Below are 22,732 nucleotides of genomic sequence, written 5' to 3'. Positions count from 1 at the left end.
AGGGAGATTACAAGGGAGGATACCAAAATGAAAAAAACAGCGCTGGTAGTAATGGCAGCCGGAATCGGAAGCCGCTTCGGCGGAGGAATCAAGCAGCTGGAGCCGGTGGGACCCAATGGAGAGATCATCATGGATTACTCCATCCATGACGCTTTGGAGGCAGGCTTTAACAAGGTCGTATTCATCATCCGCAAGGATCTGGAGAAGGATTTTAAGGAGATCATCGGAAACCGCATCGAGAAAATCACCGAGGTGGAGTATGCGTTCCAGGCCATCGACAACCTTCCGGAAGGCTTCAGTGTACCGGAAGGAAGAACAAAGCCCTGGGGAACCGGTCAGGCAGTGCTTAGCTGCAAGGGACTTCTGGAGGAGCCCTTTGTGGTAATCAACGCAGACGACTACTATGGAAAAGAAGCTTTTGTCAAGGTATACGATTATCTGGTAGCGGATCATGAGGATACCGGAAAGTTTGATTTCTGCATGGCAGGATTTATCCTGGGCAATACCCTGAGCGATAACGGAGCCGTTACCCGCGGTATCTGCCAGGTAAAGGACGGCTTCCTGACAGACGTGGTGGAGACCGGCGGCATCGTGAAGTATGAGGGCGGCGCGGCCGTACCGGGCGAGGGCGACAAGCTGGTTCCGGTGGACGCGAACAGCTATGTGTCCATGAATATGTGGGGTCTGACGCCGGAATTCCTGGATGTGGTAGAGAGCGGATTCACCGAGTTCCTGAAGGGCGTAAAGCCGGGCGACATCAAGGCAGAGTACCTGCTTCCGGGTATCATCGACGGCCTGCTGAAGAGCGGAAAGGCCACTGTCCGGGTGCTGGAAACCAAGGACAAATGGTTCGGTGTCACCTACAAAGAGGATAAACAGTCTGTGGTGGATTCTTTCAAGAAGCTGATTGCAGACGGCGTATACAATGAGAAACTTTTTTCATAACTTTTACGAAGTAAGGTTAAGGGCGTCCGGGTGACGCCCTTATATTAGGTAAACGATGAGTAAGACAGAGAACAAAAAAGTAAGTATCTTTTCATATTACAGGCCTTATAAGGGGCTTTTGGCATTAGACCTGTTTTTTGCCACCCTGGGGGCCAGCGTGACTCTGGTCATGCCACTGATTGTCCGGTACATTACCGGCACGGTCATTTACGAGGAGAGCGGCGCGGCCTGGCAGACCATTGTAGAGCTGAGTATTCTGATGATATGCCTGCTTCTGGTGGAGCTGGGATGTAATTTCTATATTACCTACTGGGGCCATCTGATGGGCGCGCGGATGGAATATGGCATGCGAAATGACATCTTCGAGCATTACCAGAAGCTTTCCTTCACCTTCTATGACAATCAGAAGGTGGGGCAGCTCATGTCCCGGGTTACCAATGACCTGTTTGACATCACGGAGCTTCTGCATCACGGCCCCGAGGACATCATCATTTCCCTGATTAAAATCGTGGGAGCTCTGGTGATTCTGGGCCATATCAACGGAAGGCTCACCCTCATTACGGCTTGCTTCCTGCCCTTTATCCTGGCCTTCGCCCTGTATCTGAACAAGCGCATGAAACGGGTCTTCAAGCAGAACCGGGTGAAGATGGCAGATATCAACGGCCAGATCGAGGACAATCTTTCGGGCATCCGGGTGGTGAAGTCCTTTGCCAACGAAGAGCTCGAAATGGAAAAATTCAAAGCAGGAAATGATCGCTTTCTTGCCACCAAGCGCCATAGCTATCTCTACATGGGAACCTATCAGTCAGTTCTGAACGCCATGCTGACGGCGGTGACCATCGTGGCGGTACTGGTCGGCTCGAGACTGATTATCGGCGGAAATATGGCCATTCCCGATCTGATTACCTTCCTTTTGTATATCGCCAACTTCACGGAGCCGGTGAAGAAGCTGATTAACTTTACCGAGCAGTTCCAGAACGGCTACTCCGGCTATTCCCGGTTCCGGGAAATCATGGATATCCAGCCGGATATCGCGGATAAAGCGGACGCGAAGGAGCTTACGGATGTGCGCGGAACCGTGGAGTTCCGGGATGTGTCCTTCCGGTATGAGGACGCCACCGAGAAGGTACTGGATCATGTGAGCCTGACAGTGCCCGCAGGCAGCTATGTGGCGCTGGTGGGTTCCTCGGGAGGCGGAAAGACTACGCTGTGCAGTTTGATTCCACGGTTCTATGATGTGACCGGTGGAAGCGTCTGCATTGATGGAAATGACGTACGGGATCTGACTCTGCGGAGTCTGCGGAACAATATCGGTATCGTGCAGCAGGACGTGTACCTCTTTGCTGGTACGGTCATGGACAATATCCTTTACGGAAGACCGGATGCTACGCAGGAGGAGGTCATCGAAGCGGCGAAAAATGCCAACGCCCACGACTTTATCATGGAACTGCCGGAGGGCTATCATACGGATATCGGCCAGCGTGGAGTGAAGCTTTCCGGCGGTCAGAAGCAGCGGCTCTCCATTGCCAGGGTATTCCTGAAAAATCCGCGGATTCTTATTTTTGATGAGGCAACAAGCGCCCTGGACAATGAAAGCGAGCGCATCGTCCAGGAATCGCTGGAAAAGCTGGCGAAAGACCGGACCACCTTCGTCATCGCCCACCGACTGTCTACGATTCGCAACGCAGAGCGCATCCTGGTTCTGACAGAAGACGGCATCGCCGAGGAGGGTACCCATGAGGAGCTGATGGCCATGCACGGGGTCTATGAAAAGCTGTACAACATGTAAAATCTGAGTAAAATAAAAAGCGCGAGGTTACTTGAACTTCGCGTTTTTTTGCGTTAAAATAAATATTCGGAAAAAATGAGTGGAATACTGAGAGAAAAGAAAAAGAGGCATAAAGGGAAAGATTTATGGAATTAAAAATGAAACGTCCGGAGATGGAAGATCGGGAGCTGCTGAACCGGTATCTGTCTTATGCGGACACCAGAAGCTGCGAGATGGTTTTTGGAAATATCTATCTGTGGTCCCGGTTTTACAATACGGGTTTTGCCATTGTGGAAGACAATCTGGTGTTCGGCGAAGTAGACGGGGTCTATTCCTATACTTTTCCGGTGGGACCGGGAGATAAGAAAAAGACCGTCGATGCGTTAATGGAGCACTGCAAAGAAAATGGTGAGATTTTCCAGCTTCACAATATTACCAGAGAGGATTTCGCGAAGCTGGAAGAGCTGTATCCGGGCCGGTTCGAGATCCGATACGACCGGGATTATGCGGATTATGTGTACGAGACTGAGAAGCTGGCAAAGCTGTCCGGAAAAAAGTATCACAGCAAGAAGAATCATGTGAATAAATTTATGAGCCTGTACGGGGACTGGGCCTATGAGCCAATCACGAAGGCTAATGTGGAGGAGTGCTTCCGGATGGTTCTGGAGTGGCGGCACGAGAATGGCTGCGACAGAGACGAGGAGAAGAACGCGGAGATCTGTGTGGCCCAGAATGCCCTGCGGCTTTATGAAGAGCTGGGATTCAAAGGAGGCGCTCTGCGGGTCAACGGAAAAATTGTGGCCTATACCATCGGTGAGCCGGGCATCAAAAAGGATACCATGATCGTCCACATTGAGAAGGCCCTGGCAGAGGTGCAGGGAGCCTACACGGTCATCAATCAGCAGTTTGCCCTTCATGAGGGAGCGGCATATCAGTATCTGAACCGGGAAGAGGACCTGGGCGAAGAAGGCCTTCGGCAGGCGAAGATGTCGTATAAACCTGTCTTTTTAATTGAAAAAGGGGTTGTAAGAGAGCGCGGACTCCTGTAATATGTAAAGATACTGTGAAAATATCGGAATATGAGTGAGTTTCAAAAGAGGAGTGAGCTTATGAAAGCATGGGAAGCAAATGTCCGCAAAGTCATTCCCTATACGCCGGGGGAACAGCCGAACCGGCCGGGTATGATCAAACTGAACACCAATGAGAATCCCTATCCGCCTGCGCCGGGCGTACTGAAAGCCCTGGAGGAGCTGGATACTGACCGTCTGCGCCTCTATCCGGATCCTGCCGCATCCGAGCTGGTGAACGCGCTGGCGGAGTATTATCGAAAGGATCCGTCCTGCTTTTTCGTGGGAGTGGGATCCGACGACGTTATTGCTATGGCGTTCCAGACCTTTTTTAATTCGGAAAAGCCGATTCTGTTTCCGGACATCAGCTATTCCTTCTATAGTGTCTGGGCGGATCTCTTTGGAATCAGATACCGGCGTCCCGCCCTGGATGAGGACTTCCGGATTGTAAAGGAAGACTATTTTAAGGAAAACGGCGGTATCATTTTCCCGAATCCCAATGCGCCCACCGGCATCTATATGGAACTTGACCAGGTAGAGGAAATCATTGCAAAGAACCAGGACAGCATCGTAATTGTAGACGAGGCCTATGTAGATTTTGCGGGGCCGTCTGCTCTGGAGCTGGTGGACAGGTATGAAAATCTGTTGGTGGTACAGACCTTTTCCAAGTCCCGTTCCCTGGCCGGTATGCGGATCGGCTTTGCCGTGGGACAGCCGCAGCTTATCAAATACCTGAATGATGTAAAATATTCCTTTAATTCCTACACCATGAATCTGCCGAGTCTGAAGCTGGGCGCGGCTGCCGTGAAGGATGAGGCTTATTTTAGAGAAACAGTTGGAAAAATCGTATCAACGAGGGAGCGGGTGAAGAAGGAGCTGAGCAAACTTGGATTTGCCTTCCCGGACTCTCAGTCCAACTTTATTTTCGCTACACATAAGGAGTGGCCTGCGAAGGAGCTCTTTGAGGAACTGAAAAAAGAAGACATCTATGTGCGTTATTTCGCGTCCCCGCGAATCGATAATTATCTGCGTATTACCGTGGGCACAGATGAGGAGATGGATGCATTACTTGCATTTTTGAAAAAGAAAGGAAATTAAATATGACAGAGACACTGGTACAATGGTTTGTGCAGAATCTGGGAGGATCTGCGGCAAAGGAACTGATTATTTTCATCATCTCGATGATTCCGATCCTGGAGCTTCGAGGCGGCCTTCTGGCAGCCGGACCGGCTTTTCTGAATGTTCCCATGTGGCGCGCGATCCCCATCTGCATCATCGGCAATCTGATTCCGGTGCCGTTTATTCTGCTGTTTATCACGAAGGTTTTTACCTGGCTGAAGGGCACCAGGCATCTGAAGCCCTTTGTGGAAAAAATGGAAAACCGTGCTATGAACAAGAAGGATCAGATCGAAAAATATGAGTTCTGGGGCCTTCTGCTGTTCGTAGGAATTCCGCTTCCGGGTACCGGCGCGTGGACCGGTTCTCTGATTGCGGCGCTGCTTGGCATCAAATTTAAGAAGGCGTTTCCGGCAGTAACCTTAGGAATTCTGCTGGCATCCTTTATTATGACGGTTCTGTCCTACACGGTAATCGGTGGTATCTTTGGTTAAAATTTGTGGTGTGATTGCCTGTAGTGGCAATGTAATAATTCAGTACAGCCTGAAGCACTTGCTGCTGAAGGCGTAAGAAAGTGATTCAGGGGTGCAAAATCCCATCGGCGAAGCCGATTTTCATGGATTTTGCATCATAACTGTGAAGGTACTGAACAGTTATGAGGTGGTTTTTATGCTGCATTTGGAGAAGAAACTGTTTTTTATCTATAATCCCCATGCGGGAAAAGAGAATATTAAGGGAAAACTGTACGGCATCATTCAGGCCATGTCCGACGCCGGTTACGCGATTACCATCTATCCGACGAAAGCGCCCCAGGATGCGGTGGGGCAGATTCGGGAGTTGCCGGATGATTACGATCTGGTGGTCTGCAGCGGCGGTGACGGAACGTTGGATGAGGTAATGACCGGCATGATGCACCGGAAGCATAAGATTCCGGTAGGGTATATTCCGGCCGGCTCCTGCAATGATTTTGCCAGATCTCTTCAGATTCCCAATAATATGGATCAGGCGGCGGAGATCGCCGTGCGGGGCGTCAATTATTCCATTGACGTGGGCTCCATAAATGAGCGCAATTTTATCTATGTGGCCGCCTTCGGCATCTTCACGGATGTGTCTTACACGACCAAACAGGAAGTAAAGAATGTGCTGGGCCATATGGCTTACGTGCTGGAAGGCATGAAGCAGCTCATGAATGTGAAGTCCTATCAGCTGAAGGTGACCAGCGATGAAGCGACCTTTGAGGGTGATTTTCTCTTTGGTATGATTACCAATTCAAAATCGGTGGGAGGATTTAAAAGTATCATTGGCAAAAATGTGATTTTTGACGATGGTGTTTTTGAGATGACGTTCATCATGCGGCCGAAGAATCCCATGGAGCTCCAGGAGATTCTGGCGGCGCTTCTGATCGAGCAGATCGATACGAAATATATGTATTCTTTCCGGAGTTCCCGGGTAGTCATTGAATCCGAGGAACCGGTACCCTGGACGCTGGACGGAGAGTTCGGCGGCGAGCACACCAGAGTGGAGATTACGAACAACCAGAGGGCGGTGGAGATTCGCATGCCCGAGGAGGTGCGGGACGCGCTGGTAGCGGAAGAGGAAGAAGGATATTAAAAGTAAATAGTGAACTGCCAAGACGGACGGATGCTCCCTTGGAAACAACGCGGATTTTGCTGCTCCTTGCAGGCGGCTGATTCGCATCTGACCGGCCAACTCGGGCCCGGAGGGCCCTCAGACAGGGCCTCCTTCAGATGCTGCCAGCCTGCGCGTCGCGACGCAAAATTCGCTAAAAGTTTCCAAGGGAGCATCCGTCCGTCTTGGCAGAGATATACGTTTGGAAATGAGAGAGGGGCGGGCAGTGGGGACGAAGCTCCACTGGCAAGAGGGCGGTGCCTGTGATAAAAGGATAGTAGCAGAAATAATAAAAAACAGGGGTATTTGATATCGACAGCAGAAAAAAATCGTGCTAAAGTAGTAGACAAAGAAATTTTTAGTGCTATGTTACTATGAACGATAAGATATACGGGGAGAGGATTATGGAAGGAAAGACGAACATTTCTGAGATTTTCGGCGAAAATGTGTTTAATGATACGGTGATGCAGGAGCGTCTGCCGAAGAAGATTTATAAGGAGCTGAAGCAGACCATCCGGGAGGGCAAGGAGCTTGACCTGGCGGTGGCTGACGTGGTGGCCCATGAGATGAAGGAATGGGCCCTGGAGCAGGGAGCGACCCATTATACCCACTGGTTCCAGCCTCTGACAGGGGCGACGGCAGAGAAGCACGACGCCTTTCTGTCCGCGCCCAAGGCGGACGGCAAGGTGCTGATGGAGTTCTCAGGCAAGGAGCTGGTAAAGGGCGAGCCGGACGCTTCTTCCTTTCCGTCAGGAGGCCTGCGCGCCACCTTTGAGGCGAGAGGCTATACGGCGTGGGACTGCACTTCTCCGGCCTTTGTGAAGAAGGACGAGGACGGTTCCCGGGCAATCCTGTATATTCCCACGGCGTTCTGCTCCTATAAGGGGGAGGCTCTTGACCAGAAGACGCCGCTGCTTCGCTCCATGGAGGCCGTTAACAGGCAGTCCCTGCGTCTGCTGAGGCTCTTTGGCAATACCACCTCCCATCGGGTAACCCCGTCCGTAGGCGTGGAGCAGGAGTATTTCCTGGTAGACCGTGAGAAATATCTGAAGCGCAAGGATCTGATTTTTACGGGCCGGACCCTCTTTGGTGCTATGCCGCCCAAGGGACAGGAACTGGACGATCACTATTTCGGCGTTATCCGGGAGCGGATCGCGGACTTCATGGAGGATGTGAACAAGGAACTGTGGAAGCTGGGCGTATCAGCCAAGACCCAGCACAACGAGGTGGCTCCGGGACAGCATGAGCTGGCGCCTATTTATGCCGAGTGCAATGTGGCCGTAGACCACAACCAGCTGATTATGGAGACCCTGAAGAAGGTGGCTTATCTCCATGGCCTCCAGTGCCTGCTCCATGAGAAGCCCTTCGCGGGGGTCAATGGATCCGGTAAGCACAATAACTGGTCCCTGACCACCGACGACGGCATCAATCTGTTAGACCCGGGCAAGACGCCCCATGAGAATATCCAGTTCCTGCTGGTACTGACCTGTATACTGAAGGCCGTGGACGAACATGCGGCCCTGCTCCGGGAGTCTGCTTCCGATGTGGGAAATGATCACCGTCTGGGCGCCAATGAGGCTCCGCCTGCGATTATTTCTGTCTATCTGGGCGACCAGCTGGAGGACGTGCTGTCTCAGCTTATCAGTACGGGTGAGGCGACCCACAGCATCAAGGGCGGCCATCTGCACACCGGTGTGCGGACCCTGCCGGATTTTGCCAAGGATGCTACAGACCGGAACCGCACTTCCCCGTTTGCGTTTACCGGTAATAAATTTGAGTTCCGTATGGTTGGCTCCCGTGATTCCGTGGCAGAGCCCAATGTGGTGCTGAATACCATTGCCGCAGAGGCATTTTCCGACGCCTGTGACGTGCTGGAGAAGGCGGACGACTTCGATATGGCCGTCCATGACCTGATCAAGCAGTACGCTTCTGAGCATCAGCGCATCGTATTCAACGGAAATGGTTATTCCGATGAGTGGGTAGAGGAGGCAGAGCGCAGAGGCCTGCCGAATATCAAGACCATGGTAGACTCCATTCCGGTGCTGACCGAGGAGAAGACCGTAGCGCTCTTTGAAAAGTTTGGCGTATTCACCCGCGCGGAACTGGAATCCCGGGCGGAGATCCAGTATGAGGCTTACTCCAAGGCGATCAATATCGAAGCACGTTCCATGATTGATATTGCCAGCAAGCATATCATTCCCTCCGTGCTCCAGTACACCACCGCATTGGCAACCTCTATCAATCAGATTCGTTCGGCCTGCGCCGAGGCAAACATCAGTGTGCAGATCGAGCTTCTGAAGGATTGCTCGTCCCTGCTGGCTGCTACAAAGGCTGCGCTGAAAGCCCTGACCGAAGTAACCGAGAAGGCAGCAGTCACGACAGAAGGCCGGGAGAGGGCTGTCTATATTCTGGAAAATGTAGTTCCCGCCATGGAAGCACTCCGCCAGCCTGTGGACAAGCTGGAGATGCTGGTGGCCAAGGATATGTGGCCGATGCCGTCCTATGGGGATCTGCTGTTTGAGGTATAAAAACAGTTGATGCTGATAATTAGAAATTATTAGCTATAATCAAATAAACATGAATAGGAGTATATAAAAGCGATTTTGTCACAGGTAAAACACTGGCAGAATCGCTTTTGTGTTGTGTGCCCGGCGGCGCACGTTTCTAACCGGTGTAAGTCCGGAATCCGTCGGTAGTGGGAAGGATATAGCTAAAGGCAAGCGGGGATTTTGTGTCAGCTTAATTTATGTTTCATTCTCCAACTTCTTCAAATACTCATAAATCTCCAACGCTACATAAATATTATAAAAATGATTGTGATCAGACAAGTCCAGTCCCGTGATTTCCTCTATTTTCTGCATGCGCAGAATCATGGAATTCCGGTGATAATTCAGAATTTGAGCGGTCTGTGTCAGGTTTCGCATTTGACGATAATAGGTGAGCAGCGTCAGATAATAATCCGTATGATTTTGCAGGTCATAGAGGAGAAGCGATCCTATGGTGTCTTCCACGTAGCGGCGAAGGAGTTCTACATCTGAAATCTCATATAGAAGGCGCTGAAAGCCCAGCTTGGAATAGTCGATGTAGGGAAGCTCTTCCGGATACAGATTTTCGATATAGATGGCGCGTTGGGCTTCAATATAGGAGCGGGGTGCCTGTTCCAGCGTGAAAATCAGAGAACCTTTCGCCACGCGGATACGAGCTCCCGGATACTGCTTTTCCAGCTTCTGAACGATAGAGAGAAAAAGCTGTGTGCTCTGGGTGGTGGGGCCGGAAGGGGAGACAGGGAGAATGACGGCGCAGGATTCCTGATGCTCCACCAGCCAGTAATTCGTGAGCTCTCCAGAGAGAAAAAAACGGATTTTAGAGTAAAAGCCAGAGAGTAGAGCGGCAGGATCCGCTACCTGTCTCTGCTGCACCGGTAATTTAAAATAATCGGGCAGATTGCAGAACTGAAACAGATACAGGCAATAGCTCTGACGGGGATTAATACCGTTGATGTAAGCCTGCGTAAGAAGATTGGGATCTTCGGCAGAGGCTTCTTCAAAAAGAAGTTTTTTCCAGAAGCTGGTTCCCCGCTTTTCCTGAAGATTGGACTGAACGATATAGGTAATGATATCGCGGGAAATATTATTGATATTTTCCGTAATGGACAGGGAAAATACGGGAAAAGCAAGTCGATCTGCTTCCAAGGCGACAGAATCAGGCAATTGCGGAAGCAGATTCGGATCCAGCAGAAAGATAAGCCCGGCCAGTCCGCATAGTTCTGCCTCCTGGATGGCAGAAAGCAGCATATCCTCCGAGGTATCGCGCCCTGCCGGATTATAGAAAATCAAATCGCCATAATTAACCCAGTTACCGAAAGGCTGGCTCAGAATAAAATAAACCCAGTTCATAGGGCGTGACAATCCCTTTTTCCCGCCCAGTAATTGAAGATTACGAAGAGATGGGATAGATAATAAATCACGGCAATGCGTCATTTTTGACCTCCTGAACACTGTGCAAACTGCACAGTCTATACTGTGAGTATAGTGTACCACATGCATCTTGTAAAGGCCAGTTTCATTTTTTATAATTAGAAAAGCAGTGAAAACAGAGATTACGTCGCTGCGACACTATGCATAGTAATGAAAACAGAAAGGTTTTTACATGAAGAAGAAATGGATAGGGGATTTCCTTGTGATTAGCCTGGGGTGTCTGATGATAGGAGTGGCGTTCAACGGCTTTTTTGACCGCTATGGGATGGCTCCGGGCGGATTGTCGGGGTTGTTTGTGATTATCAATCACATCTTACATATCGACCTGTGGATATCCAATCTGGTATTTAACATTCCTCTTTATATTGCGGCCTACAAGATTTTGTCAAAAGAAGAATGCCTGAAAACCCTGTGGGGAATTCTGGCTTGTTCCCTTGCTTTTAAGGCAACTGCCTTTTTGTCGGGATGGGATACGGTCAATAATCCCTGGGTGGCCTGCGCGCTTGGAGGAATTCTTCTGGGAACGGGAACCGGTATTATTTTTTCCGTAAAAGGAAGTACGGGAGGAACCGGTCTTCTGGCGACAATTCTGGAACGGTATATAAAGAGAATCAGCATTCCAAAGATTATGGGAGTGGCGGATGGCATCATTGTATTGCTGTCGGTGCTCTCATCCGGCGAGTGGATGACCGCAGTATATTCGGCTGCGGCGCTTGGAATCGTGGTATGGGTCAGCGATCGTATCATTGAACGGTGCCGGAAACAGGAATAAAAAATGAGGAGAAATGAATATGAATGAAAATGAAAAACTTCCGATGCGAGTGAAAGTGTGCTATGGAATCGGACATCTGGGTAATATGCTGCTGTTACTGATGAACGCGGTATTTCTGCTGTTCTTTTATACTGATGTGATTGGAATATCAGCCAGAGTGGCCACGGTTATTATTTTGATTGCAAGAGTCTGGGATGCCTTCAATGATCCGATGATGGGCGTAATTGTAGATAAAAAACAGCATGCGGGCGGAAAATGCCGCTATTTCCTGAAACTATTCGCGGTTCCGGCGGGCATATGCCTGGCCTTGAGCTATTTTGTTCCGTCTTTAAGCGGTTCTGTAAAGCTGATTTGGGTTGCGGTTACCTATATTCTGCAGGGAATGGCGCAGACGGCGGTATCCGTTCCGCTTTTCACCATGATGGCGCGTCTTTCCACCAATCAGGTGGAGAGAGCAAAGCTTGGCCAGTACCAGTCTTTTGCCAGCATCATCGCGAATCTGGCGGTTCCGGCTGTGACACTTCCTTTTGCGAAGGCTGTTGGAAGCGGAAATCTTCAGTTCGGTTTCTCAGTGGTAGCGATTGTATATGGTATTATTTTTGCAGTTTGTTTTCTGGTATGCTGGGCCGGAACCGCCGGATATGAGCACGAGCCGGATATCAAAGAAGAACAGGCGCCCAAAGTATCGGTCGGTGAGATTTTGAAGGCGTTATTCAGCAATAAGGTAGCGCTTCTGGTAGCCCTGTGCTATCTGATGTACTGTGTATATAGCACGTTGATGGGTAGCTCCCTGGTGTATTATCTGACCTATAATCTGAAAAATACAGACTTGATGTCAGCGTATTCTGTGCTCAGCACGGTAACAGGTTTTGCACCGATTTTTATGATGGTGGTTCTGGTAAAGAAATTTGGAAACGCAAAAACCACAATGCTGGCCTGCGGCGTAGTAGTACTGGGACAGCTGGCGCGTCTGATTTCCCATGATTCTGTGATTGGCTGTCTGTATTTCGGCTGGTGCATGGAGGGCGTGGGCGTGGCGCTGTTTGCAAGCATGGTCCGCCAGTGTATGCTGGATGCAATTGTGTATGGCGAATGGAAAACAGGCGTTTCCAATCAGGCAATTCTGATGAGTATTCTGACCTTTGCTCAGAAGCTGGGACAGGCAGTGGGCGGAATCGGAGCGGCGGCTTTGTTGGACTTCTTCGGATATGTTCCAAACACGGAGACACAGGCACAGTCTGTATTGAATGTATTCTTTACGGAAAATGTGACTCTGCCGTTACTTATTTTCCTACTGACCATTGCGGTGATGTGTGTGATTGCGGGATATGAGAAGCAGATACCGAAAATGAAGGCGGAAATTGCAAAGCGGGAAATGGAGATGGCAGAATGAAAAAAATAGATGGATTAACTCCGGAGATTATAAAGCGGTCGGATGGACAGCCCTGCAGTGGACTTCTTTCGGTGGAGGGCCGCGAACTTTATGTGGAGACATATGGCCGCTATGGAAAACCGGCGATTCTTTTTCTACATGGCGGTCCGGGAACCAGCTGTGTAGAGCAGCAGGAGATGGCAGTACTGCTTTCGGAGAAGTACTTTGTGGTGTCCTTCGACCAGTATGGCGTATTTCGCTCCGGAGACATTGCGGACGATGAAATCTTCGGTATGCGGGAGCATGTCGAGCAGATGGAGCAGATGCGGAAACTTCTTGGAATTCAGGCATGGATTCTGTTGGGACATTCCTATGGCGGCATGCTGGTCTGCTACTATACATACTTACATCCGGAAAGTGTACTGGCATCCCTGTATGAGAATCCAGGCTGGAATTTTATTCAAAACGCAAAAGGAATCGCGCAGCATTATATCGACGCGTACTATCGTTTTCATCCGGATGAAAAGGAAGGGCTGGCTGCTGCGGAGGCGATTATCACAAAAGATTATACCGGACGGGAAGGAGAGTCTGTCTGGGATATTTTAAAAGCGCAACGGTATGTAAAAGATAAAAAAGTTACGATGTATATGCATTCCATCGAGCCGCATCAGTATTTTGACCTGTTTGAAAAATGCCACAAAGAACTGGAAGTGGATGAGGACTGGGTGGACGCCAAAGAGCTGCGTCATATTGAAAAGCTGGTGGAGGCGGGTGATATGTTTCTGGATCATAGACCGGAGATAGAGAAAAATCAGGCTCCTGCACTTCTCCTGAATGGAAAATACGATCCTGTATGTACGGAAAGAGATCGCATGTATTTTGCAAAGCATGCGCCCCATGGAAAAATCGTGCTGCTGGAAAATAGCGCGCATCATCCGCGGGTGGAACAGAAGGAGGAGTATCTTCAGGCAATCTTTGATTTCCTTCGGGATGAGGGACTGGAAGCATGATAGACAAGAAATATATGGATCGTTATGCAAAGCTGCTATTAAAATTCGGCGTGGCTTTTCAGAAGGGACAGAAGCTGGTGCTGGAGATTCCGGCAGAGGCAAAAGAACTTGCGGAGTCAATTCAAAAGGAGGCGGCAGAACGGGGAGCACGGAGTGTTTCCCTGTTCTACGTGGATGATACAGAGGATGCGGCACTTCTTTTGCGGGATCAGATTGCGTTTGAAGCAAAAATGAAAGATTACCGGGAAAAGCTTGAGAAGGCGTTAGAGGGAGACAGTGTCTCTTTGGCTTTTGTTTCCCCGGTGCCGTCGGTGGCCCGGATCTTGAAAGCCGAACAGCAACAGGAATATTCAGAGTGGAAAAATGATTTGCGGAATGTGGTTCGCAAAGCGATTAGAGGCAGACGGATTCAGTGGTGCTACGCCTGCTGCCCGAACAGTGACTGGGCGATGCAGGTATATCCGGAATGTTCCAGAGAGCAGGCGCTGGAGAAGCTGTGGGAGAAAACCGTAGAATTCTGTTATCTTGACCGGGAAGATCCGGTGGAGACGTGGCTGTCCTGTTATGATAGCCTGTATCGGCGGACAAAGTGGCTGAATAGTCTGGCCCTGGAGAGCATTCATTTCTGGAACCATACGGGTACGGATATTACCGTTGGATTAAATCCGCGCTGTATCTGGGAGGGCGGCCTGGAGCGGGAAAGCTACGATGGAACCTTTTATCAGTGTAATCTGCCCTCCTATGAAATCTGCACAACGACTCATAAGACACGAACAAATGGCAAGGTGTCTGCCTCCCGGCCTCTGTATATCCATGGCAGCAGGGTGGAAAATTTTACGTTGAAATTTCAAAATGGCCGTTTAGTAGAGATACAGGCAGAGACCGGGAAAGAAATACTGGAAACGGTATTGAGTAAGGATGAAGGATGCCATTATCTGGGAGAAATTGCTTTTGTGGAGAAAGATATACCCATAGCAAAAAGCGGGATGGTATTTGGAAATACCCTGTTGGATGAGAACGCCGCCTGCCATATGGCTCTTGGTTGTGGCTTCCCGGGAAATATAGAGGGAATTGATTCCAAGGATCTGATACAGGTGGAAAAAAGCGGTGTGAATCTGTCGGATGTACATCTGGATTTTATGTTTGGAACGGACGATCTGTGTGCAGATGGGTATTGTGAGAATGGAACGGTTGTAAAATTGTTTAGAAATGGGAAATTTTATTAAACCTGATTTCTATTATGCAATTTTACAGAAAATAATAAAATAAATCGAAAAAAACCCGTAACATTGCAAAAAAATGAAAGTTTTATGATTTTGCACTTGATTTTTGAAAAAAAGCGGTGTAAGGTATTAGCATATTTGAAAGCGATGTGAACGAGGGTGTTCCGGTTTAAGCCGGAGCGCCCTCTTTTGATCGTGATCGCACTGCGACGAAAAGGTAGGATGTCGCCAGGGCGACCCGTCGCAGGCGGAGAATCCTGGGAACAGGATTCTATTACAAGCAGAAAGGTGGAGTCTATTATGAGTGAATTTACGAATGTAGCGGAAATCTTTGGTTCCAACGTATTCAATGATGCTGTCATGCAGGAGCGTCTGCCGAAGAAGGTGTACAAGGAGCTGAAAAAGACCATCGAGGAGGGCAAGGAGCTTGATCTTGCCACAGCAGATGTGATTGCCCATGAGATGAAGGAGTGGGCCATTGAGAAGGGTGCTACCCATTACACCCACTGGTTCCAGCCGCTGACCGGCGTGACCGCTGAGAAGCATGATTCCTTTATCAGCGCACCGGATAAGAATGGCAAGGTGCTGATGAGCTTCTCCGGAAAAGAGCTGATCAAGGGCGAGCCGGACGCGTCTTCTTTCCCGTCCGGAGGCCTCCGAGCCACCTTCGAGGCAAGAGGCTATACCGCATGGGACTGCACCTCTCCCGCCTTTGTAAGACAGGATGCGGCAGGCGCGACCCTCTGTATTCCGACGGCGTTCTGCTCCTACACAGGAGAGGCGCTTGACCAGAAGACGCCGCTTCTTCGTTCCATGGAAGCCATCAATACAGAGGCACTGAGACTGCTGCGTCTCTTTGGAAATACCACTTCCAAAAAGGTGACTCCGTCCGTAGGACCGGAGCAGGAGTACTTCCTGGTAGACAAGGCAAAATATTTACAGAGAAAAGACCTGATTTACACCGGCAGAACCCTGTTCGGAGCCATGCCTCCCAAGGGACAGGAGCTGGATGACCATTACTTCGGAAACATCCGTCAGCGTATCGCAGCCTTCATGAAGGAGGTCAACGAGGAGCTGTGGAAGCTGGGCGTCACAGCCAAGACCCAGCACAATGAGGTAGCACCGGCACAGCATGAGCTGGCTCCCATTTACGCTGAGTGCAACGTGGCCGTAGACCACAACCAGATCGTTATGAAGACCCTGAAAATGGTAGCCTGCCGTCATGGTCTGCAGTGCCTGCTTCATGAGAAGCCCTTTGCAGGCGTGAATGGTTCCGGTAAGCACAATAACTGGTCCATCACCACAGACGACGGCATCAATCTGCTGGATCCGGGCACCACGCCCCATGAGAACATTCAGTTCCTGCTGGTACTGGCCTGCATCCTGAAAGCCGTAGATACCCACGCAGACCTGCTTCGTGAGTCCGCAGCGGACGTTGGAAACGACCACCGTCTGGGAGCCAACGAAGCGCCGCCCGCTATTATTTCCATATTCCTGGGTGAGCAGCTGGAGGACGTGGTAGAGCAGCTCATCAGCACCGGCGAGGCTACTCACAGTCTAGAGGGCGGAAAGCTGATGACCGGCGTCAAGACCCTGCCGGATCTGACCAAGGACGCCACAGATCGTAACCGGACTTCTCCCTTTGCTTTCACCGGCAATAAGTTCGAGTTCCGTATGGTTGGTTCCAAGGATTCCATCGCGGCTCCGAACATCGTGCTGAATACCATCGTGGCAGAGGCATTTGCGGAAGCTTCTGACGTACTGGAGAAGGCAGACGACTTCGAGATGGCCGTACACGACCTGATTAAGAAATATCTGACTGAGCATCAGAGAATCATTTTCAATGGAAACGGTTACTCCGACGCCTGGGTAGAGGAGGCAGAGCGCCGGGGACTTCCGAACATCAAGTCCATGGTAGACGCCATCCCGGCCCTGACCACAGATAAGGCCATCGGTCTGTTCGAGAAGTTTCATGTATTTACCAAGGCTGAGCTGGAGTCCCGTGCGGAGATCCAGTATGAGACCTACGCAAAGGCGATTAATATTGAGGCAAAGGCTATGATCGATATTGCAAGCAAGCAGATCATCCCGGCTGTGATCAAGTATACCAAGTCCCTGGCTGACACTGTGAACGCAGTGACCGCGGCAGGAGCGGAGGCCAGCGTTCAGAGCGAGCTCCTGGCTGAGACCAGCGGACTGCTGTCTGATACCAAGGTAGCCCTGCAGAAGCTGATTGACCTGGACAAGAAGTCCGCAGAAGTTCCGGAGGGGGCTGAGTTGGCACATTATTTCCACGAGGAAATCGTACCGGCTATGGCCGAACTTCGTGCTCCGGTTGACAATCTGGAAATGATTGTTGACAAAGAGATGTGGCCGATGCCGTCCTATGGTGACCTGATGTTTGAGGTATAAACAGAAAAAGATACATAAGTAAGACCGAGAAAGAGCGGCTGTGAGGAATTCCGTTTCCCCACAGCCGCTTTTTTGCTCTATAGGAAATGGCGTGTCACATTAAAGCACGAAAGTCATACTTCCTATAGAGCAAAAAACCCTCCGGGGGGATGCGCACTCGGCGCAGTGGTAGATGGTTGTCAAGACAACCGCGCCTCGGCGCGAGAATGTGCCAACGGCACATTCTTTTTATATTGAAAAAAATACAAAATCCGTTTATGATAGAAAGGTAAAGAATTCATCCGGAGACGGAACATAGGAGGAGACAGAAGATGATGAAAGAAAATAAAATCAGAGGAATTCTGAATGCAGGCGGAACCACAGTGGCTACCAGAATGTGCAGTACCTGGCCGACCCTGACAGAGGCGTGTGCTTCCACCGGCAATTTTGACTATATTGAGTTCGTGGCAGAGTATTCCCCCTTTACCATGCTGGAGATGGAGAATCTGGTGAGAGCCTGCGAGCTTCATGACATCGGATCCATTATCAAGGTAGATTTCCAGAACCGTTTCTATGTGGCACAGCGGGCCATGGCGTCCGGTTTTCAGGGAATCCTGTTCACAGACCATAAGACCGCGAAGGAGGTGGAGGAGTCCCTGAACGCCATCACACCGGATTCCCCGGACTACGGTGGAAGAATGGGTTATCCCAATAACCGCTGGATCGGCTATCAGCCCCACAATACCCAGCTGGACTACGCGAAGATGGCCAACGATACCGTAAAGCTTTTCATGGTAGAGAAGAAGGAAGCCCTGGAGAATCTGGAAGAGATCTGCTCCATTCCGGGCGTGGATATGCTGCAGTTCGGCCCCTCCGACTTCGCCATGAGCAAAGGCTGGAACAAAAAGGATCAGGCGGAGGAACTGAGAAAGGCCGAGGAGAAGATGATTCAGATCGCCCTGGATCACAAGGTGGCTGTCCGCTGCGAGATCGATACCCTGGAGAAGGCGGAGTACTATAAGAGCCTGGGCGTGAAGCATTTCTGCGTGGGCGACGAGTTCCGGAACCAGATGAAGGTGTGGACCGGCGTGTGCGGCGACGTGAGAAAGATGGCCAACGAATAAACCGGCGAGAACAGGAATGTAAGGAGGAACAGGATGCGGGCATTTATCATGACAGCCGACAAGGCGCTGAAGAAACTGAAGGACGGCAATAAAAAATACCTGGATTCCGAGACGGGAAAGGGCAATATCTCCAGGGCGCTGCGGCTGTATACCAAAGAGCATGGCCAGCATCCCTACGCCATCATTGTAACCTGCTCGGACTCCCGCGTGATTCCCGAAAGCATTTTCTCAGCGGGCATCGGCGATCTCTTCGTGATCCGGGTGGCCGGAAATGTCATTGACGACCATCAGCTGGGCAGCATTGAGTATGCAGCCGGCCATCTGGGAAGCCCGCTGATCGTGGTAATGGGCCATACCTTCTGCGGCGCTGTGAACGCCGCGATTCATCACGACCCGGAGGGCTATATCAAGTATATCACCGATGAGATCAAGCAGGCCATTGGCGACGAGCAGGATGATTTCAGGGCCTGCTGTCTGAATGTGAAGCGCAGCATAGACATCATCGAGCACAGTCTGGATATCCATAAGATGGAGGAGAAGGGCATGGCGGTGGTGGGCGCAGTCTACCACATTGAGGACGGCCGGGTGGAGTTCCTCTGATCGCAGAATAAAAGAAACGACAAAATAAGAGCTATGGACGGCTGCCTGTGAGGCAGCCATTCATAGCTCTTTTCACGTCTGAAACAGGTTTCAGGACTTAAGCTTTCTTAAATCCTGCTCTCTTTCTCAGAGTCGGATCCAGAATCTTCTTACGGATTCTCAGGGTCTTCGGGGTGATCTCCAGAAGCTCGTCGGTGTCGATGAACTCCAGGCACTGCTCCAGGCTCAGGACTCTGGGCGGTGTCAGCTTCAGGGCCTCGTCGGCGCTGGAGGAACGGGTGTTGGTCAGCTTCTTGGTCTTGCAGACATTCAGCTCGATATCCTCGGCCTTACCATTCTGGCCGATGACCATACCGGCGTATACCTTCTCGCCCGGTCCGATGAACAGAGTACCGCGCTCCTGGGCATTGAACAGACCATAGGTGATGGCCTCGCCTGCCTCGAAGGCGATGAGGGAACCCTGCTTCCGGTACTGGATATCTCCCTTGTAGGGACCGTAATTTTCAAAAATGGTGTTCAGCACGCCGGTACCCTTGGTGTCGGTCATGAACTCGCCCCGGTATCCGATGAGACCTCTGGCCGGAATCAGGAACTCCAGACGGGTGGAACCGGTGCCGTTGCTATGCATATTGATGAGCTCGCCCTTGCGTTCGCCCAGCTTCTGGATGACGTTGCCTGCGTACTCATCGTCCACGTCGATGTAAGCGCGCTCCATGGGCTCCAGCTTCTTGCCCTTCTCATCGGTGTGGTAGAGCACCTCTGCCTTGCTGACTGCGAACTCATAGCCTTCCCGGCGCATGTTCTCGATCAGGACGGACAGATGCAGCTCGCCGCGTCCGGATACCTTGAAACGCTCGGTGGAGTCGGTCTCCTCCACACGGAGACTCACGTCGGTGTTCAGCTCACGGAACAGACGGTCACGCAGATGACGGGAGGTGATGTACTTACCTTCCTTACCTGCCAGAGGGCTGTCATTTACCAGGAAATCCATGGAAATGGTAGGCTCGGAAATCTTCTGGAAGGGGATGGCTACCGGGTTCTCCGGGGAGCACAGGGTATCACCGATATGGATGTCCGCGATACCGGAGATGGCTACGATGGATCCCACAGTGGCCTCGGTTACGTCCACCTTATTCAGACCGTCAAACTCGTAGAGCTTGCTGATCTTTACTTTCTTGAACTTGTCCGGATCGTGGTGGTTTACCATGACCATATCCTGGTTCACGCGGATAGTTCCGTTGTCCACCTTGCCGATACCGATACGGCCCACGTACTCGTTGTAGTCGATGGTGCTGATAAGAACCTGGGTTCCGGCTTCCGGATCTCCTTCGGGAGCGGGAATGTAGTCCAGAATGGTCTCAAACAGCGGGGTCATATCCTTTGGCTCGTCGTCCAGATTCCGCATGGCATAGCCTGCCTTGGCGGAAGCGAAGAGGAACGGGCAGTCCAGCTGCTCGTCGGAAGCGTCCAGATCCATGAACAGCTCCAGCACCTCGTCCACCACCTCGGTGGGACGGGCCTCGGGACGGTCGATTTTATTGACGCAGACGATAACCGGCAGGTTCAGATCCAGGGCCTTTCTCAGCACGAACTTGGTCTGGGGCATGGAGCCCTCGAAAGCGTCTACCACCAGAACGACGCCGTTTACCATCTTCAGGACACGCTCTACCTCGCCGCCGAAGTCCGCGTGGCCAGGGGTGTCGATGATGTTGATCTTTACGCCGTTGTAGGTAACGGCGGTGTTCTTGGACAGGATGGTGATGCCTCGCTCACGCTCGATATCGCCGGAGTCCATGACACGCTCTGCTACTTCCTGATTGGCACGGAATACGCCGCTCTGCTTCAGCAGCTCGTCCACCAGAGTAGTCTTACCATGGTCTACATGGGCAATGATTGCAATATTTCTGATATCTTCTCTTTTCATAAATCAAATCCTCAATGTGCTTTCCTTATAAAAGGATGTTTTGAATCTAAAATGTCACCAACTTATATAGTTTACCACATTTCCTGCCAATTACAACAAAAAAATGATTGTATGAGAATTTTCTATAGAAATTTTCCCGGGGATTTGATGAGGGGAGTTCTAAACTGGAAAAAGCTGACATATATATGTATGGATAATACAGGAGCCGTCCTGCGCCCATGGGCCGCAGGACGCAGAAGAAGGGAGAACACAAACTATGTCAGATAAGGTCATTGAGAACAATCAGGTATCCGTAATCGGGAAAATCGTGTCCGGTTTCACATTCAGCCATGAGGTATTCGGGGAAGGGTTCTATATGGTGGACGTTCTGGTCCGCCGTCTGTCCGATTCCGCCGATCTGATTCCGGTAATGATGTCGGAGCGGCTCATCGATGTGTCCCGGGATTATGTGGGGGCATTCATCCGGGTGGGCGGTCAGTTCCGTTCCTATAACAGGCATGAGGAAAAGAAGAACCGGCTGGTGCTTTCTGTCTTCGCCAGGGAGGTGGAATTCCTGGAGGAGGAAGTGGAGAATGCCAAGACCAACCAGATTTTTCTGGACGGGTATATCTGCAAAGCGCCCGTGTACCGGAAAACGCCCCTGGGAAGAGAAATTGCGGATCTGTTGATTGCGGTCAACCGGCCTTATGGGAAATCTGACTATATTCCCTGCATCTGCTGGGGAAGAAACGCCCGGTTCGCCTCAAGCTTTGAGGTGGGCGGCCACGCCCAGATCTGGGGCCGTATCCAAAGCCGGGAGTATGTGAAAAAGTTAAGCGAGACCGAATCCGAGCGGCGTATCGCCTACGAGGTATCAGTGAGCAAGCTGGAATATGAGTACCAGTAAATAGAAAAATACGGGAAAATATAGACTGAAGGCGGGCGGCTTGCAATTTGTACCGATATGTTGTATGATAAACACGATTAGGTAAGGCCCGGCATACGAGGAGGAAATGTAAATGGAGAAGGCGCATGTGACCATATTCTGCGGCGGTGGAAAAGGAAAGACGTCCGCAGCTCTGGGACAGGGAATTTTCGGAGCCAGTGCAGGCAAATCCGTGATTATCATACAGTTCCTGAAGGGAAAAGTGGGAGAAAAGATCGATTTTATTAAGCGGTTGGAGCCGGAGATCAAGGTTTTCTGCTTTGAAAAGGCGGAGGCGGAGTATCAGTCTCTTTCGCCGGAGGAGCAGCAGGAAGAGGCCATGAATATCCGGAACGGCCTGAATTTCGCCAGAAAGGTTCTGACCACAGACGGCTGTGATATTCTGATTCTGGATGAGGTGCTGGGGCTGGTGGATAAGGGAATTATTACCCTGGATGAGCTGAAGGCGTTGATTGAGGCCGGAGATGGAGATACAGAGCTGGTATTGACGGGGATTCAGATGTTTGATGAGCTGTATCCGTATGCAGACGATGTATTCCGTATCAACACATTAAAGTAGAATTCAGATTGACAAGAGCTTGACACTGTGCTAATCTGATCGTAGTTCATATTGTTACATATTTATATAGGCAAAAAGATAGAGGTTGCGTTTTCCATCAGTACCTTTTCGGATATGACAGGCATAGAAGAAGGAAAGGGAAAGGGGCTGACGCCGAAAGAGATTGTTTCCTGTGAGTGGTTTCTTGGGCATACCGTGAAGAACGATATGACTGTCACCGGTTACCCGGTGGGGCGCTATCCGGAGAATACAGTATAAGAAATCAGATTCTTTTGGGGCGGCCTTCACAGGTACGCCTCATTTTTAGCTGAAATGTTTCGCTGAAACAGC

Annotated in this window: 18 protein-coding genes and 1 riboswitch; of the genes, 16 read left to right on the top strand and 2 right to left on the bottom strand. The window is 50.7% G+C overall.

The annotated features are described in order from the left end of the window. Positions 1 to 27: 27 nt before the first annotated feature. From H8S44_RS11410 to H8S44_RS11380, 7 genes are all read left to right on the top strand, one after another. Positions 28 to 945 carry a nucleotidyltransferase family protein gene (locus H8S44_RS11410; RefSeq protein WP_186872390.1) on the top strand — a complete coding sequence of 306 codons (918 nt, stop codon included), beginning with the start codon at positions 28 to 30 and terminating at the stop codon, positions 943 to 945. A gap of 55 nt (positions 946 to 1,000) precedes the next feature. After that, positions 1,001 to 2,734, top strand: a complete 1,734-nt coding sequence (locus H8S44_RS11405) for an ABC transporter ATP-binding protein (RefSeq protein ID WP_186872391.1) — start codon at positions 1,001 to 1,003, stop codon at positions 2,732 to 2,734. A gap of 125 nt (positions 2,735 to 2,859) precedes the next feature. Beyond that, the gene (locus tag H8S44_RS11400; protein ID WP_186872392.1) at positions 2,860 to 3,762 is read left to right on the top strand and encodes a DUF2156 domain-containing protein; all 903 of its coding nucleotides are present in this window, start codon (positions 2,860 to 2,862) and stop codon (positions 3,760 to 3,762) included. 60 nt (positions 3,763 to 3,822) lie between these two features. Next, entirely contained in the window at positions 3,823 to 4,878 is a 1,056-nt protein-coding gene (hisC, locus tag H8S44_RS11395) for a histidinol-phosphate transaminase (RefSeq protein ID WP_186872393.1), read from the top strand. Between the two features lie 2 nt (positions 4,879 to 4,880). Then, complete coding sequence (locus H8S44_RS11390; protein WP_186872394.1) at positions 4,881 to 5,390, top strand: COG2426 family protein; 510 nt, start codon at positions 4,881 to 4,883, stop codon at positions 5,388 to 5,390. Positions 5,391 to 5,565: 175 nt separating this feature from the next. Then, on the top strand, positions 5,566 to 6,507 hold the full coding sequence (locus tag H8S44_RS11385; RefSeq protein WP_186872395.1) for a diacylglycerol/lipid kinase family protein: 942 nt from the start codon (positions 5,566 to 5,568) through the stop codon (positions 6,505 to 6,507). A gap of 422 nt (positions 6,508 to 6,929) precedes the next feature. Continuing rightward, a complete protein-coding gene (locus H8S44_RS11380; protein WP_186872396.1) occupies positions 6,930 to 9,053 on the top strand; it encodes a glutamine synthetase III family protein in 2,124 nt (707 codons plus the stop codon). A gap of 216 nt (positions 9,054 to 9,269) precedes the next feature. Here the strand turns inward: H8S44_RS11380 and H8S44_RS11375 are convergent, their stop codons facing one another. Continuing rightward, positions 9,270 to 10,505 (bottom strand): helix-turn-helix domain-containing protein, encoded by a 1,236-nt coding sequence (locus H8S44_RS11375; protein ID WP_186872397.1) that lies wholly within the window; start codon positions 10,503 to 10,505, stop codon positions 9,270 to 9,272. Between the two features lie 169 nt (positions 10,506 to 10,674). Between H8S44_RS11375 and H8S44_RS11370 the strand changes: the two genes are divergently transcribed. From H8S44_RS11370 to H8S44_RS11340, 7 genes are all read left to right on the top strand, one after another. Then, positions 10,675 to 11,274: a YitT family protein gene (locus H8S44_RS11370; RefSeq protein ID WP_186872398.1), complete on the top strand. Its 600-nt coding sequence runs from the start codon at positions 10,675 to 10,677 to the stop codon at positions 11,272 to 11,274. A gap of 19 nt (positions 11,275 to 11,293) precedes the next feature. Continuing rightward, a complete protein-coding gene (locus H8S44_RS11365; RefSeq protein ID WP_186872399.1) occupies positions 11,294 to 12,667 on the top strand; it encodes an MFS transporter in 1,374 nt (457 codons plus the stop codon). Then, complete coding sequence (locus tag H8S44_RS11360; RefSeq protein WP_186872400.1) at positions 12,664 to 13,656, top strand: alpha/beta fold hydrolase; 993 nt, start codon at positions 12,664 to 12,666, stop codon at positions 13,654 to 13,656. The genes H8S44_RS11365 and H8S44_RS11360 overlap by 4 nt, the downstream gene beginning before the upstream one ends. After that, positions 13,653 to 14,882: an aminopeptidase gene (locus H8S44_RS11355; RefSeq protein WP_186872401.1), complete on the top strand. Its 1,230-nt coding sequence runs from the start codon at positions 13,653 to 13,655 to the stop codon at positions 14,880 to 14,882. Before H8S44_RS11360 ends, H8S44_RS11355 begins: the two co-directional genes overlap by 4 nt. A 297-nt stretch (positions 14,883 to 15,179) precedes the next feature. Further along, positions 15,180 to 17,291, top strand: a complete 2,112-nt coding sequence (locus H8S44_RS11350; RefSeq protein WP_186872402.1) for a glutamine synthetase III family protein — start codon at positions 15,180 to 15,182, stop codon at positions 17,289 to 17,291. A gap of 311 nt (positions 17,292 to 17,602) precedes the next feature. After that, positions 17,603 to 18,394: an HpcH/HpaI aldolase family protein gene (locus H8S44_RS11345; protein ID WP_186872403.1), complete on the top strand. Its 792-nt coding sequence runs from the start codon at positions 17,603 to 17,605 to the stop codon at positions 18,392 to 18,394. 33 nt (positions 18,395 to 18,427) lie between these two features. Then, positions 18,428 to 18,994: a carbonic anhydrase gene (locus tag H8S44_RS11340; protein WP_186872404.1), complete on the top strand. Its 567-nt coding sequence runs from the start codon at positions 18,428 to 18,430 to the stop codon at positions 18,992 to 18,994. A gap of 97 nt (positions 18,995 to 19,091) precedes the next feature. Here the strand turns inward: H8S44_RS11340 and typA are convergent, their stop codons facing one another. Beyond that, positions 19,092 to 20,918, bottom strand: coding sequence for a translational GTPase TypA (typA, locus tag H8S44_RS11335; protein WP_186872405.1), 1,827 nt, complete (start codon positions 20,916 to 20,918; stop codon positions 19,092 to 19,094). Positions 20,919 to 21,174: 256 nt separating this feature from the next. Here typA and H8S44_RS11330 point away from each other — a divergent pair, with 256 nt between their 5' ends. Together H8S44_RS11330 and H8S44_RS11325 are read left to right on the top strand one after the other, a co-directional pair. Continuing rightward, positions 21,175 to 21,804 carry a single-stranded DNA-binding protein gene (locus H8S44_RS11330; RefSeq protein ID WP_186872406.1) on the top strand — a complete coding sequence of 210 codons (630 nt, stop codon included), beginning with the start codon at positions 21,175 to 21,177 and terminating at the stop codon, positions 21,802 to 21,804. Between the two features lie 112 nt (positions 21,805 to 21,916). After that, complete coding sequence (locus tag H8S44_RS11325) at positions 21,917 to 22,402, top strand: cob(I)yrinic acid a,c-diamide adenosyltransferase (protein WP_186872407.1); 486 nt, start codon at positions 21,917 to 21,919, stop codon at positions 22,400 to 22,402. 71 nt (positions 22,403 to 22,473) lie between these two features. Continuing rightward, positions 22,474 to 22,649, top strand: a riboswitch (Lysine riboswitch). The last annotated feature ends 83 nt before the right edge of the window (positions 22,650 to 22,732 follow it).

Source organism: Anaerosacchariphilus hominis, assembly GCF_014290175.1.
In the GTDB taxonomy this organism is placed as follows: Bacteria; Bacillota; Clostridia; order Lachnospirales; family Lachnospiraceae; genus Laedolimicola; species Laedolimicola hominis.
This window is presented reverse-complemented; position numbering and strand designations above follow the sequence as displayed.

What these genes read in the sequence shown, in the direction of transcription:
- H8S44_RS11365 (WP_186872399.1), top strand. Translation starts at nt 11,294, where the DNA reads ATGAATGAAAATGAAAAACTTCCGATGCGAGTGAAAGTGTGCTATGGA.
- H8S44_RS11350 (WP_186872402.1), top strand. Translation starts at nt 15,180, where the DNA reads ATGAGTGAATTTACGAATGTAGCGGAAATCTTTGGTTCCAACGTATTC.
- H8S44_RS11330 (WP_186872406.1), top strand. Translation starts at nt 21,175, where the DNA reads ATGTCAGATAAGGTCATTGAGAACAATCAGGTATCCGTAATCGGGAAA.
- H8S44_RS11340 (WP_186872404.1), top strand. Translation starts at nt 18,428, where the DNA reads ATGCGGGCATTTATCATGACAGCCGACAAGGCGCTGAAGAAACTGAAG.
- H8S44_RS11355 (WP_186872401.1), top strand. Translation starts at nt 13,653, where the DNA reads ATGATAGACAAGAAATATATGGATCGTTATGCAAAGCTGCTATTAAAA.
- hisC (WP_186872393.1), top strand. Translation starts at nt 3,823, where the DNA reads ATGAAAGCATGGGAAGCAAATGTCCGCAAAGTCATTCCCTATACGCCG.
- H8S44_RS11375 (WP_186872397.1), bottom strand. Translation starts at nt 10,505, where the DNA reads ATGACGCATTGCCGTGATTTATTATCTATCCCATCTCTTCGTAATCTT.
- H8S44_RS11410 (WP_186872390.1), top strand. Translation starts at nt 28, where the DNA reads ATGAAAAAAACAGCGCTGGTAGTAATGGCAGCCGGAATCGGAAGCCGC.
- H8S44_RS11390 (WP_186872394.1), top strand. Translation starts at nt 4,881, where the DNA reads ATGACAGAGACACTGGTACAATGGTTTGTGCAGAATCTGGGAGGATCT.
- H8S44_RS11370 (WP_186872398.1), top strand. Translation starts at nt 10,675, where the DNA reads ATGAAGAAGAAATGGATAGGGGATTTCCTTGTGATTAGCCTGGGGTGT.
- typA (WP_186872405.1), bottom strand. Translation starts at nt 20,918, where the DNA reads ATGAAAAGAGAAGATATCAGAAATATTGCAATCATTGCCCATGTAGAC.
- H8S44_RS11325 (WP_186872407.1), top strand. Translation starts at nt 21,917, where the DNA reads ATGGAGAAGGCGCATGTGACCATATTCTGCGGCGGTGGAAAAGGAAAG.
- H8S44_RS11385 (WP_186872395.1), top strand. Translation starts at nt 5,566, where the DNA reads ATGCTGCATTTGGAGAAGAAACTGTTTTTTATCTATAATCCCCATGCG.
- H8S44_RS11405 (WP_186872391.1), top strand. Translation starts at nt 1,001, where the DNA reads ATGAGTAAGACAGAGAACAAAAAAGTAAGTATCTTTTCATATTACAGG.
- H8S44_RS11345 (WP_186872403.1), top strand. Translation starts at nt 17,603, where the DNA reads ATGATGAAAGAAAATAAAATCAGAGGAATTCTGAATGCAGGCGGAACC.
- H8S44_RS11400 (WP_186872392.1), top strand. Translation starts at nt 2,860, where the DNA reads ATGGAATTAAAAATGAAACGTCCGGAGATGGAAGATCGGGAGCTGCTG.
- H8S44_RS11380 (WP_186872396.1), top strand. Translation starts at nt 6,930, where the DNA reads ATGGAAGGAAAGACGAACATTTCTGAGATTTTCGGCGAAAATGTGTTT.
- H8S44_RS11360 (WP_186872400.1), top strand. Translation starts at nt 12,664, where the DNA reads ATGAAAAAAATAGATGGATTAACTCCGGAGATTATAAAGCGGTCGGAT.